Below are 12,923 nucleotides of genomic sequence, written 5' to 3'. Positions count from 1 at the left end.
AAACCGCGAAACGGCCGGTGCAGGTTCACATCCACCAGGCCAGTACCACCGGCAGCCAGACGAACGACAGCACGGTCGAACACATCACCAGGTTGGCCACCTGCTCCGGCTGCCGGTTGGCCCTGACCGCCATCAGGTAATTGAACACCGCCACCGGCATCGCCGACTGCACCATCAGCACCGCCCGCTCCATCGCTTGCATGCCCAGCGCAGCGCCCACCGCCCAACCGACCGCCGCCCCCAGCACGATGCGCGCGCCGCCGAGCAGCAGGCCGCCGCCGATATGCTGCGGGCGAATGCTGGCCAGCGACACGCCCAGGGTCAGCAGCATCAGCGGGATCGTCATGCCACCCAGCAGGTCGGCGGTATTGGCCAGCCAGCGCGGCAATTCGAAGTCGAGGAAGATGATCGGCATGGCACCGGCCAGGCTGATGACGATGGGGTTGCGCAGCAATGCCTTGAACGAGGCAACCGTACCGGAGATGGCCATGCCCAGGGTGAACTGCACGATCGACAGGGTCAGGAAGAACGCCACGGCCAGGGCCAGGCCATGCTCGCCGAAGGCATACAGGCTGATCGGCAGGCCCATGTTGCCGGTGTTGGGGAACATGAATGCCGGCAACAATACCCGCCAGTGCTGACCCGAGATGCGGCACACCAGCAGCCCGGCCACGGCCATGCCCACGGCGCACAGCAGGCAAGCCAGGGCCATGCTGCTGAACGCCGTGGCATCCAGTTCGGTGCGGCTCAGGGTCGACAGCACCAGCGACGGTGTGCCGACGGTCATGACCATGCGGGCGATGAATTCAGTGGGGTAATCGAGGCCCTTGCGGGCCCAGGCGTAGCCGATGCCGGCGACGATGAAGACGGGGGCGAGGACGGCGAACAGCGAAGCGAGCATAGGGCGGGTCTTCCTTGCTGAGGGTGGCGGCATTATCGGCTGTTTCAGTAGCTGCCTGCACTGGCCTCTTCGCGGGTAAACCCGCTCCCACGGATACTACACAATGCCTGAGACCAGTAGCTTGCCTGTGGCAGCGGGTTTACCCGCGAAAGGGCTGCAACGCAGCCCCGGCGATGTCGGGTCCAGGCACAAAGCTGTCGCATGCCGCCCTGCGTCGTCTCGTCGCAGGCCTTGACCTCTTGGGCAAATCGATCACAACCCGTAGAATCGCGCTTCCTTTTCGCCCGTCGCCTTGAAACGGTGGCAACCGGCAGCAACGACAGAGTCCAGGCCTGAACACATGGCGCCCATGTGAAATAGGCTCAACCCACCCCGCCCGGCCCAGCTCTTCCAGGGTCCAGCGGTTGAGTCTTGCCCAGGTCGCATCCAGCCCAGGCACACCCGTGCACTTATATCGGCCCTCTAGGGGGCCGTTTGGCGTGCGCGTTCGAAGAGGCGCTCCTTGAATCGCCACTCCAACTTGAGGTACCTATGTCTGCGCGTTTGCTGGCCATGGCGCTGGCGCCCCTGCTCGGGCTGTTCATCATTGCCCTGGGCAACGGCTTCATGTCTTCCCTTACCACCCTGCGCCTGGACGCTGCCGGCGAATCGGCAACGACCATCGGTATCGTCTCGTCGACCTACTTCATCGGCCTGACCCTCGGCGCCATCTTCAACGACCGGCTGATCCTGCGCATCGGCCATATCCGTGCCTACACCAGCTTCGCCTCGCTGATCGCCGCGACCATTCTGCTGCAGGGGCTGTTCTACGACGCCACCTGGTGGTCGGTGCTGCGCCTGATCAATGGCTGGGCCGCAGTCGGCGTGTTCCTGGTGATCGAAAGCTGGCTGCTGCTGGCCGGTGACGCGAAGATCCGTGGGCGCCTGCTGGCGCTGTACATGATTGCCTTCTATGGCGCAGGCGTGATCGCCCAGGCCGGCCTTGGCGAAATCACCCACCTGGGCGACAGCGCCCCGTTCATGCTTGCCGGCATGCTCGCCGCGCTGTCGGTATTGCCCATCGTGATCCTGCCGCGGGTGTCGCCGTTGCTCGACCAGGTCGAGCCGCTCAAGCCACGCCAACTGCTGGGCGTGGCGCCGTCGGGGCTGGTCGGCTGCTTCGGCTCCGGTGTGGTGATTGCTGGCATCTACGCCCTGCTGCCGCTGTACCTGCAGCGCATCGGCCTGGATGTCGGTGAAGTTGGCAACATGATGGCCTGGGTGATCCTCGGCGCCATGCTGCTGCAGTACCCGGTGGGGCGCTGGTCCGACCGCAAGGACCGCCAGGATGTGCTGATCGCCCTGGCTGCGCTGTGCATGGTGCTGTCGCTGGTCACGGTGTTCCTGCCATCGGATTCGGCCCTGCTGCCGGCCACGCTGTTCCTGCTCGGTGGCGGCGTGTTCGCGCTGTACCCGGTAGCGGTCAGCCATGCTGCCGACCGGGCGCCATCCGACGCCCTGGTGCCGATGATCCAGGGCCTGCTGTTGATCAACTCGCTGGGCTCGGCCATGGCGCCGTTGGCGATTTCGCCGGCCATGAGCGAATTTGGTGAAGTGGGGCTGTTCTGGGCCTTTGCCGTGGTCAACCTAGGCATGGTGTGGTTCTTCCTCTGGCGTCGCGGCAAGCGCCCGGCAGCGGAGCATCCGGCACCGTTCACGGCGTCGACCACCTTCTCGCCGACCGGCGCGGAACTGCGGGTGACCGAGGACCTGATGCATGCGGCGCAGGAGCACCCGCCGCTGGAACCGGTGGACGCCGCTGCGCCGACAGCGCAGCCAGAAGCCAAGTAAATGAAAGGGCCGCTCCAGCGGCCCTTTTCTTTGGTTGTCACGGAATGTTGGAAAAGAGTGGCTGTGGAATGGCCTTACGGCAGCTTGGTGAGAGCCACCAAGTGCTTGTCTTGGAGGTTGAGGGGGTGCGTAAATCGAGCGCCGCCCGCGCGGCGCATCGCGAGCTGCGCTCGCTCCTACGTTTGTTTCGGGCCAATTATTCCTGGGGGATTTGCGCGCGAACGCCTTGGCGCCTGACTCGGTATCGCGTCGTACCAACAAGGCGGTCGCGCGCGCCTGTCACAGGCGTTACTGGCCCGAAACAAACGTAGGAGCGAGCGCAGCTCGCGATGCGCCGCGCGGGCGGCGCTCGATCTCACAGGCGCCAACTACCTTACGGCAGGCATGAACCTCTCTTTACCGCCCGTCGGCCCTACGGCACCCCTCCACGCTGCGCCAGCCAAACGAATGACAGATCAGCCTCCAGGAGACGTGCCATGATCCGCATTCACTCGCTGTTGCTCGCCCTCGCCTTGGGTATCGCCGCTACCAGCAGTTACGCGGCCAGCGATGCCACCAATACCGACAGCAAACCCAAAACCGACCAGCACGGCGGCAAGACCGCGGGTGAAGGCAGCAGCGTCAACAGCCCGGGCAGCGCCAAGGACAACGACAGCAGCGACACCGGCAGCAACTCTGACGCCGCCGACGGTGCTGCTGGCGGCTCCAACAGCACCGGCGAGGCCACGGGTTCAGGCGCTGGCGCCAGCGGCGGCACCGCAGAAGACCAGGACAGCCGCTGACCGGCCGCTGGTCTACACTGCGGCGAAACGCCCTGCCGAGGCATCGCCATGAACCTCAAACCCTGGCTGCTCACCGCCTTGCTGCCCTGCACTGCAGTGGGGGCTGGCGGTGATTCCGCCGCACTGTCGATCAGTTCGTCGTCGTTCACCGATGGCGGTGTCATCGGCCTGCAGCAGGTCGGACCCGACCCGGCCTGCGGTGCCGGTGAGGCGCGCACGCCGCAATTGAGCTGGAAGAACCTGCCCGACGGCACGCAGTCGCTGGCCTTGGTGATGTTCGACCCAGACGGCGCCAAGGGCCTGGGCGTGGTGCACTGGCTCGCCTACGACATCGACCCGGCGCTCGGCGCGCTGGAGGAAGGTGCGGGCTGGCAGACCAGCAAGGCACTGATCGTCGGGCGCAATTCGCACGGGACCATGACCTATCGCGGGCCTTGCCCACCGGCCGGGGATAAACCGCACCATTATGCGCTAACGCTTATTGCCACTGACCTGCCGCTTGGCACTTTGCCGGAAGAGCTGGATCGCGGCGGCTTGATGGAATTGCTGAAAGAGCATGCACTCGGGGCGCAGAGCCTGGTCGGCCGCTACGGCCACTGAAACTCTGATGCTGAATTGACCGGCCTCTTCGCGGGGCAAGCCCGCTCCCACAGGGATCGCGCCAGATTACAGACATTGAGCAACTGTCTCGCTTGATTGCAAAAGCTGGCGCGATGTGGGAGCCGCGCTTGCCGGCGATGGGCCGCGAAGCGGCCCCGGTATATAAGTGATCGCTATCGACCCATGTCAAACGCAAGAATGTTGGGGCCGCTTCGCGGCCCATCGCCGGCAAGCGCGGCTCCCACAAACCAACACCGCTTATCGCCAGTAACGCGCGTCATCGACGAGCCGTTCATGACTGGCAAACAACCCCGGTAGCTGTTCCTTGAGGTAGTCGATCCAGGTCCGCACCTTGGCATCCAGATAATGCCGCGACGGGTAGATCGCATACAGCGCGCTCTCTCGTAACCGGTACGGCGCCAGCAAGCGCCGCAAACGCCCCTGCTCGATGGCCTGGCTGGCGGTGTAGAACGGCAGCAGGCCAATGCCCATACCCAGTTCACTGGCCACCAGCATGGCATCGGCGACGTTGGTCAGGAAGCTGTCGCGCGGCGCGATCACGCAGTGGTCGACCCCCTGTGGAAACACCCAATCGCCTTCATGCATGGGATAGGACATGCGCAGGCAACGGTGCTCGTGCAAGTCTTCCGGCCGCTCGGGCACGCCATGGGCCTCAAGGTAGCTGGGCGCCGCACAGGGGATGCTGAAGATGGTGCCCAACGGCACGGCAATCAGCTGCGAATCGGGCAACGCCTCATCCACGGTGATCACCACATCATGCCCCTCGGCCAGCGGGTCGGGGTTGCGCTGGGACAGCGTCAGCTCGATGGCCACTTCCGGGCACAGGGCGTTATAGCCGGCCACCAGCGGCATCAGCAACATGCCCAGGCCATGCGGGCAATGCAGGCGCAGGCGGCCACGCGGAGTGAGGTGCGCACCGCGCGCTTCGTCCATGGCCTCGTCGGTCAGCGCCATGATCTGCCGCGCCCGCTCCAGAAAACGCTCGCCCGCCTCGCTCATCCGCAAGCGTCGGGTGGTGCGGTGCAGCAGGCGGGTCTGCAGCTGGTTCTCAAGCTCCGCAACGATCCGCGACACCTGCGCGGCAGAAATGTCGAGGGCATTGGCGGCTGCAGCAAAGCTGCCGCACTCCACCACCCGGGCAAAGGTACGCATGGCGTGCAGCATGTCCATGAGGGCTGGGCTCCTTGATCTGTCTTATTCGTACGTTCCAGGCAGGAATCTATCACGACTTAGCCCATTTATTGAGGATCACCAATGAATACATCATTGGTAAAACATTGAAAAAGGAGCCTGCCATGAAACGTTCGATTGCTTTTGTCGCCCTCTCTGCCGCCCTTGCCTCGTTCGCTGCCTTGGCCGATGCACCCGCCAGCCAGCCGGCCAACAGCAACTATGAGTACGGGATGCCACTGGATGTGGCCAAGGTCATCTCGATCACCCCGCCCAGCAACGCCGCCGACTGCCAGATCGGTACCGCGCACATGGTGTATGTCGACCACCAAGGCCAGAAACGCGAAATCGACTACCGCGAAATGGGCAACTGCTCGCAGCAGTGATTCAACCCAGGACCGCGTTGATCCAGCCAATCTGCCGAGCGAAGTCACGCAGTTTTTCCTGCGGGATGGCATCGCGGGCACGCTCGAAGTTGGCCAGGCTCTGCTGTTTCTGACGCAGCATGCGCTGCCACTTGGTCTGAAACGCCGGGCTTTTCTCACGCATCAGCAAAGGGCCGAAATACAGCTCTTCGGCACTGTAGGCCACCGCCTCGGCGGGTTCGGCCACAATGATCTCGTAGTCGAAACGGTTTTCCCGCAGCAGCTCTTCGCTGACGATCCGGTAGCCGTTGTCCATCAGCCAACCGCGCAGTTCACGCTCGTCGCCATTGGGCTGCAGGATCAGGCGCTCGTTGCCGTTCAGGCGTGCCTTGCCGCGCTCGAGAATCTCGCACATGGTCTTGCCCCCCATGCCGCACAGGCTGATAGCCGTGATGCGGTCTTCGGGCTCGATGGCCTCCAGGCCGTCGGCCAGGCGCACGGTCACGGTCTCCGTCAGGCCATTGCGGCGCACGTTGCGCTGGGCTGAGGCATAGGGCGTCTGCGCCACTTCCCCGGCCACCCCGGCTTCGATCACGCCGCGCAGTGCCAGTGCCACCGGCAGGTAGCCGTGGTCCGAGCCGATATCGGCCAGGCGTGCGCCCTGTGGCACGTGCGCCGCCACACGCTCCAGGCGCATCGATAGTGTCTGTTCGTTCAACGCCAGCCCCTTGGTTAACAATCGGCGGCGATTCTGACCGCCAGGGCGCGGCATTTCAATGCGAACGAGCCCAACGGCTCGACCCTTGCGCCCTGCTCGCGTAGGCTTGCCTGTTTCCTTCCGTTGCAAGGCAAACACCCATGGCAGAGCTCATCTACACACCGGACTCCGACGTCGAGTCGATTTCCTCCGACGTCGCCGAATACAACGGCATCCTGGTGACTACCCAGATTCCGGCCGATCTCGACGCCGACATCACCCAGCAGAGCGAGAGCACCCTGCAGGCCCTGAAGGACGCGCTGGAGAAAGCTGGCAGCGGCATGGACCGGGTCATGCACCTGACCATCTACCTCACCGACATGGCCGACCGCGCCGCGTTCAACGAGGTCTACCAGCGCTTCTTCAGCAAGCCGTGGCCCGTGCGTGCCGCCGTTGGCGTTGCGGCGCTGGCCTTCCCTGAGATGCGCGTGGAAGTCACTGCGATGGCTGCAAAACGCTAACCCGATTGGATCTGTGGTTGGGCCCTGGGGCTGCTTTGCAGCCCATCGCAGGCAAGCCAGCTCCCACAGGTACCGTGCAAAGCTCGAGAGCGGCGCTGTACCTGTGGCAACTGGCTTGCCTGCGATGGGCTGCAACGCGGCCCCAGCGGTTCCAACCTTCAACGCAGGACGCTGCATGCAATTCCCTCCGTTTCATCGCAAGGCCCTGTTCGCCTTGCTGCCCGGCCTGTGCCCGCTGGCCCAGGCCGAACCCACCACCTTCAACCTGCTGGAACCGGTGGTGGTCACTGGCACCTACACACCCAACCCAAGCTTCGACCTGCCCTACTCCATTGACACCGTCGACCGCCAGCAGATCACCGATGGTCAACTGGGCGTCAACCTGTCGGAAGCACTCAACCGGGTACCCGGCCTGGTGGTGCAGAACCGCCAGAACTACGCCCAGGACCTGCAGATTTCCTCGCGTGGCTATGGCGCCCGTTCGGCCTTCGGCATCCGCGGTATCAAGCTGCTCAGCGATGGCATCCCGGCCAGCACCCCGGATGGCCAGGGCCAGGCGGCCTCGCTGAACCTGGACGTGGCTGACCGCATCGAGGTGTTGCGCGGCCCGGCGTCCGCCCTCTACGGCAGCAATGCCGGCGGCGTGATCCAGATGTTCTCCCGCGACGGTTCGGGGCCACCGAAGGTCGGTGTCCAAACCACCTTCGGCAGCGATGGCTTCAACAAGAACCACGTCTACAGCGAGGGCGGCAGCGAGCAGGCCGGTTTCCTGGTCGATGCCTCGCGCATGGACACCGACGGCTACCGCGACCACAGCGCCGCGCGCCGCGACCAGACCTTCGCCAAGGTGCACCTCAAGCCGGACGAAGACAGCCGCCTGGCGCTGATCGTCAGCACCCTGGAGCAGAACGGCACGCAAGACCCGCTCGGCCAGACCTGGGATGCCTACCAGCACGACCCGCGCTCGGTGGCGGCGCGCGCCGAGGAGTACAACACGCGCAAAAGCATCCACCACCAGCAGGTGGGCATGAACTACGAACGCTACTTCGGCGAGGCGACCCTGCAGTTCAACCTGTATGGCGGCAAGCGCAGCGTCATCCAGTACCTGTCGATCCCCAAGGGCACGCCCGCGAACAACCGTGGCGGCGGCGTGGTCGACTTCGACCGTGAATTCCACGGTGGCACCCTGCGCTGGGTCCAGCCGGTCAGCGCCGCCCCCGGCAACCTGACCCTGACCTTCGGTGCCGACTATGACCGCAGCCGCGACGACCGCCGTGGTTTCCAGAACTTCAGCGGCGACACCCTGGGCGTGAAAGGCGAGCTGCGCCGCGATGAAAAGGACACCGCCACCAGTTTCGATCCCTATGTGCAGGCGCACTGGGAACTGGACCGCTGGACCGTGGATGCCGGCCTGCGCCACAGCAGCATGGAGATGGAAGTGGATGACCGCTTCCTGGCCAACGGCGATGCCAGCGGCTCCAAGAAGTACCAGCGCACCACGCCGACCCTGTCGGTCATGTATGCCTTCACCCCCGACCTGCATGGTTACATCAGCACTGGCAAGGCCTTCGAGACGCCGACCCAGGCCGAGATGGCCTACGCCCCCGGGGCACTGGAAGGCTTCAACTTCGGTCTTGAACCGGCCACCAGCACCCAGTACGAGCTGGGCCTGAAAATGCGCCCGGATGAACGCACGCGGATCAACGCGGCGGTGTTCGAGATCCGTACCAAAGACGAGATCGTGGTCGCTGCCTCGACCGACGGCCGCACCAGCTACCGCAACGCCGGCAAGACCCTGCGTCGTGGCTTCGAGCTGAGCCTGCAGCGTGAGCTGAATGAGCACTGGCAGGCAAACCTCGCCTATACCCTGCTCGATGCCACGTATGACGAGGCCTTTACCCAGGGCAGCAACACCATCGACAAGGGCAACCAGTTGCCGGGCGTGCCACGCAGCAGCCTGTTCGGCGAGCTGGTGTGGAAGCCGCGTGACGGTATCAGCATGGGGCTGGAGGGGCAGTACCGGAGCAAGGTGTATGTCGAGGACACCAATGACCAGCATGCGGCGCCGGGTTATGCGGTGTTCAACTGGCGCACGCAGTTCCAGCAGCAGGTTGGGCCCTGGACGTTCCACCAGCTGGTGCGCCTGGACAACCTGCTCGACCGCCAGTATGTAGGGTCGGTGATTGTCGGCGATGGCAATGGCCGCTATTACGAGGCGGCGCCAGGCCAATCCTGGTATGCCGGTGCGGGGCTGGAATACCAGTTCTGACCGCTTTGCAGCCCTTCGCGGGCAAGCCCGCTCCCACAGGTACCGCACAGGCCCACGGCCTGAGGAAATCCTGTGGGAGCGGGCTTGCCCGCGAAAGGGCCGGTACAGCCAGCACACCTCTGGGCACTCAAAGATGCCACCAGCCCAATTCACCGCTACAATGCCGCCCTAAACCGTGACAGCCCGAACCTATAACGACATGTCCCTTCCAAAGAATCACCTGGAACTGCTCAGCCCTGCCCGTGACGTGGCCATCGCCCGCGAGGCGATCCTGCACGGCGCTGATGCCATCTACATCGGCGGCCCGAGCTTCGGCGCGCGCCACAACGCCTGCAACGAAGTCAGCGATATCGCCGAACTGGTCGAGTTCGCCCATCGCTACCATGCACGCGTGTTCACCACCATCAACACCATCCTCCACGACAACGAGCTGGAACCGGCGCGCAAGCTGATCCACCAGCTCTATGATGCCGGTGTCGACGCGCTGATCGTGCAGGACCTGGGGGTGATGGAGCTGGACATCCCGCCGATCGAACTGCACGCCAGCACCCAGACCGACATCCGCACCCTGGAGCGGGCCAAGTTCCTCGACCAGGCCGGTTTCTCCCAGCTGGTGCTGGCCCGCGAGCTGAACCTGCAGCAGATCCGCGCCATCGCCAGCGAAACCGATGCTGCCATCGAGTTCTTCATCCACGGTGCGCTGTGCGTGGCTTTCTCGGGCCAGTGCAACATCTCCCACGCCCAGACCGGGCGCAGCGCCAACCGCGGCGACTGCTCCCAGGCCTGCCGCCTGCCGTACACCTTGAAGGATGACCAGGGCCGCGTGGTGGCGTTCGAGAAACACCTGCTGTCGATGAAGGACAACAACCAGACCGCCAACCTGGCTGACCTGGTCGATGCCGGCGTGCGCTCGTTCAAGATCGAGGGGCGCTACAAGGACATGGGCTACGTGAAGAACATCACCGCCCACTACCGCAAGGAACTCGACGCCATCCTCGAAGGCCGCCCGGAACTGGCTCGCGCCTCCAGCGGCCGTACCGAGCACTTCTTCCTGCCCGACCCGGACAAGACCTTCCACCGCGGCAGCACCGACTACTTCGTCACCGACCGCAAGGTCGACATCGGCGCCTTCGACTCGCCGACCTTCACTGGCCTTGCGGTCGGCGTGGTAGAGAAAGTCGGCAAGCGTGACCTGCAGGTGGTCACCGAGGTGCCGCTGACCAACGGCGACGGCCTCAACGTGCTGGTCAAGCGTGAGGTGGTGGGTTTCCGCGCCAACATCGCCGAGCCACGTGGCGAGTTCGAGGAAGACGGCCAGAAGCGCTACCGCTACCGCGTCGAACCCAACGAAATGCCAGAAGGCCTGCACAAGCTGCGGCCCAACCACCCGCTGTCGCGCAACCTCGACCACAACTGGCAGCAGGCCCTGCTGCGCACCTCGGCCGAGCGCCGGGTTGGCGTGGAGTGGCATGCGGTGCTGCGCGAGCAGCGCCTGATGCTGACCGTCAGCAGTGAGGAAGGCGTCAGCGTGCAGGTGGCCCTGGACGGCCCGTTCGGCGCGGCCAACAAGCCACAGCAGGCATTGGACCAGTTGCACGACCTGCTCGGCCAGCTGGGCACCACGATGTACCACGCCAACCGCATCGAACTGGATGCACCGCAGGCGTTCTTCATCCCAAACTCGCAGCTCAAGGCCCTGCGCCGTGAAGCCATCGAGGCGCTGACCGCGGCCCGTGTGCAGGCGCACCCACGCGGCGGGCGCAAGGCCGAGACCACGCCACCACCGGTGTACCCGGAGTCGCACCTGTCGTTCCTGGCCAACGTCTACAACCAGAAGGCCCGCGACTTCTACCACCGCCATGGCGTGCAGCTGATCGACGCGGCGTACGAGGCCCACGAGGAACACGGCGAAGTGCCGGTGATGATCACCAAGCACTGCCTGCGCTTCTCGTTCAACCTGTGCCCCAAGCAGGCCAAGGGCGTGACCGGCGTGCGCACCAAGGTGGCGCCGATGCAGCTGATCCAGGGCGATGAAGTGTTGACCCTGAAGTTCGACTGCAAGCCGTGCGAGATGCATGTGATCGGCAAGATGAAGAACCACATCATCGACCTGCCGACGCCAGGTAGCGCGGTGGCTCAGGTGGTTGGCCACATCAGCCCGGAAGACCTGCTCAAGACCATTCCACGCGGGCCTCATTGATCGTCAGCCTGTAACGGCCATTCGCGGGCAAGCCCGCTCCCACAGGCACTGCGCCGGCCAGTAAGGCAGCACATACCCTGTGGGAGCGGGCTTGCCCGCGAATGGGCCGCAAGGCGGCCCCGCTTTCAACACTAGAGAATGCCCAGCCCCCGCGCCGTGCGGTCCACCGCAATCCGCGTCTTCTCCACCAATTCATCCAGCTCGCTGTGGTTGGCCACCAGGGCCGGCGCCATGATCATCCGCCCCAGGGTCGAACGGATGATCACCCCTTCCTCGAAGCCATAGGTGCGGCACTGCCAGGCCAGGTCGTTTTCATTGGCATAGCGCTTGCGGCTGCCCTTGTCCTCGGCGAACTGCAACGACGCCACCAGGCCGGCGCCTTGCACCTGGCCAATCAGCGGGTGGTTGGCGAACACCTCGCGCAGGATGCGCTGCAGGTAGGGCCCGGTGTCTTCCTTCACCTGGCGCACGATGCCTTCATCACGCAGCGCCTTGAGGTTGGCAATGGCCACTGCTGCCGCCACCGGGTGCCCGGAATAGGTCAGGCCGTGGGCAAACACCCCGCCACGCTCGACCAGCGCCTCGGCAATGCGCTTGCTCAGCACCAGGCCGCCCATCGGCACGTAACCCGACGTCAGGCCCTTGGCGATCGACAGGGTGTCCGGTTCGAAACCGAAGTATTCGTGGGCGAACCACTCGCCGGTGCGGCCAAAGCCACCGATCACCTCATCGGCACACAGCAGCACGTCGTACTGACGGCAGATGCGCTGGATTTCCGGCCAGTAGCTTTCCGGCGGGAAGATCATGCCGCCAGCCCCCTGGAACGGCTCGGCGATGAAACCGGCAACGTTCTCGGCGCCCAGTTCGAGGATCTTCTGTTCCAGTTGCAGGGCACAGCGGCGGCCAAACTCGGCCGGGGTCAGGTCACCGCCGGCGGCGTACCAGTATGGCTCGTCGATATGCGCCACATCCGGGATCATCCCGCCCATCTCGTGCATGAATTTCATGCCGCCCAAGGCGGTGGCTGCCAGGGTCGAGCCGTGGTAGCCGTTCCAGCGGCCGATCATGATCTTCTTGCTCGGCTGGCCGACCACCTGCCAGTAGCGGCGCACGGTGCGGATCAGCACCTCGTTGGCCTCGGAGCCGGAGTTGGTGTAGATGGCATGGCTGTAGTGGCCCGGCAGCAGGCTGAACAGCAGCTCGGACAGTTCGATCACCGCTGGGTGGGTGGTGTGGAAGAACATGTTGTAGTAGGCCAGCTGATCCATCTGCGCGGCGGCTGCGGCGGTCAGGTCCTTGCGGCCGTAGCCAAGCTGGGTGCACCACAGGCCCGACATGCCGTCCAGGTAGCGCTTGCCGTCGCTGTCCCACAGGTGCAAGCGCTCGCCACCCACCATCACCCGAGGGCCTTCGGCGTTCAGCGCCTTCTGGTCGAGGAAGGCATGGATGTGGTGGGCGGCGTCGCCAGCCTGGTAGTCACGGGTATCGCGCTGGGTTTGCAGCTTGGCTTGGAACGGTGCGTTCATTGTTGTTCTCCAGGGTAAAACGCGGCGTGCAGTTGTCCCTG

11 protein-coding genes are annotated in these 12,923 nt (G+C 64.7%); 7 read left to right on the top strand and 4 right to left on the bottom strand.

What is annotated here, in order from left to right; translation table 11 throughout:
• Nucleotides 1–25: 25 nt before the first annotated feature.
• On the bottom strand, nucleotides 26–901 hold the full coding sequence (locus OCX61_RS12650; protein ID WP_261944115.1) for an AEC family transporter: 876 nt from the start codon (nucleotides 899–901) through the stop codon (nucleotides 26–28).
• 531 nt (nucleotides 902–1,432) lie between these two features.
• On the opposite strand from OCX61_RS12650, the gene OCX61_RS12645 reads away from it, so the two are divergent.
• From OCX61_RS12645 to OCX61_RS12635, 3 genes are all read left to right on the top strand, one after another.
• Entirely contained in the window at nucleotides 1,433–2,731 is a 1,299-nt protein-coding gene (locus tag OCX61_RS12645) for an MFS transporter (protein ID WP_261944114.1), read from the top strand.
• A gap of 476 nt (nucleotides 2,732–3,207) precedes the next feature.
• Nucleotides 3,208–3,513, top strand: coding sequence for a hypothetical protein (locus OCX61_RS12640; RefSeq protein WP_261944113.1), 306 nt, complete (start codon nucleotides 3,208–3,210; stop codon nucleotides 3,511–3,513).
• Nucleotides 3,514–3,561: 48 nt separating this feature from the next.
• Nucleotides 3,562–4,113 (top strand): YbhB/YbcL family Raf kinase inhibitor-like protein, encoded by a 552-nt coding sequence (locus OCX61_RS12635; RefSeq protein WP_261944112.1) that lies wholly within the window; start codon nucleotides 3,562–3,564, stop codon nucleotides 4,111–4,113.
• Between the two features lie 258 nt (nucleotides 4,114–4,371).
• Here the strand turns inward: OCX61_RS12635 and OCX61_RS12630 are convergent, their stop codons facing one another.
• Nucleotides 4,372–5,304 carry a LysR family transcriptional regulator gene (locus tag OCX61_RS12630; protein ID WP_261944111.1) on the bottom strand — a complete coding sequence of 311 codons (933 nt, stop codon included), beginning with the start codon at nucleotides 5,302–5,304 and terminating at the stop codon, nucleotides 4,372–4,374.
• A gap of 125 nt (nucleotides 5,305–5,429) precedes the next feature.
• Here OCX61_RS12630 and OCX61_RS12625 point away from each other — a divergent pair, with 125 nt between their 5' ends.
• Complete coding sequence (locus tag OCX61_RS12625) at nucleotides 5,430–5,690, top strand: DUF2790 domain-containing protein (RefSeq protein ID WP_261944110.1); 261 nt, start codon at nucleotides 5,430–5,432, stop codon at nucleotides 5,688–5,690.
• Nucleotide 5,691: 1 nt separating this feature from the next.
• Here OCX61_RS12625 and OCX61_RS12620 read toward each other — a convergent pair whose 3' ends face one another.
• The gene (locus tag OCX61_RS12620) at nucleotides 5,692–6,387 is read right to left on the bottom strand and encodes a tRNA (adenine(22)-N(1))-methyltransferase (protein ID WP_261944109.1); all 696 of its coding nucleotides are present in this window, start codon (nucleotides 6,385–6,387) and stop codon (nucleotides 5,692–5,694) included.
• Between the two features lie 140 nt (nucleotides 6,388–6,527).
• On the opposite strand from OCX61_RS12620, the gene OCX61_RS12615 reads away from it, so the two are divergent.
• The 3 genes from OCX61_RS12615 (at nucleotide 6,528) to OCX61_RS12605 (ending at nucleotide 11,356) form a co-directional block, all read left to right on the top strand.
• Entirely contained in the window at nucleotides 6,528–6,887 is a 360-nt protein-coding gene (locus OCX61_RS12615; protein ID WP_261944108.1) for a RidA family protein, read from the top strand.
• 175 nt (nucleotides 6,888–7,062) lie between these two features.
• Nucleotides 7,063–9,156, top strand: coding sequence for a TonB-dependent receptor family protein (locus OCX61_RS12610; protein ID WP_261944107.1), 2,094 nt, complete (start codon nucleotides 7,063–7,065; stop codon nucleotides 9,154–9,156).
• Nucleotides 9,157–9,355: 199 nt separating this feature from the next.
• Nucleotides 9,356–11,356, top strand: coding sequence for a peptidase U32 family protein (locus tag OCX61_RS12605; RefSeq protein WP_261944106.1), 2,001 nt, complete (start codon nucleotides 9,356–9,358; stop codon nucleotides 11,354–11,356).
• A gap of 131 nt (nucleotides 11,357–11,487) precedes the next feature.
• Here the strand turns inward: OCX61_RS12605 and OCX61_RS12600 are convergent, their stop codons facing one another.
• Nucleotides 11,488–12,882 (bottom strand): aspartate aminotransferase family protein, encoded by a 1,395-nt coding sequence (locus OCX61_RS12600; RefSeq protein WP_261944105.1) that lies wholly within the window; start codon nucleotides 12,880–12,882, stop codon nucleotides 11,488–11,490.
• Nucleotides 12,883–12,923 lie beyond the last annotated feature (41 nt).

The sequence above is a fragment of the Pseudomonas sp. LRP2-20 genome (assembly GCF_024349685.1).
Taxonomy (GTDB): domain Bacteria; phylum Pseudomonadota; class Gammaproteobacteria; order Pseudomonadales; family Pseudomonadaceae; genus Aquipseudomonas.
This window is presented reverse-complemented; position numbering and strand designations above follow the sequence as displayed.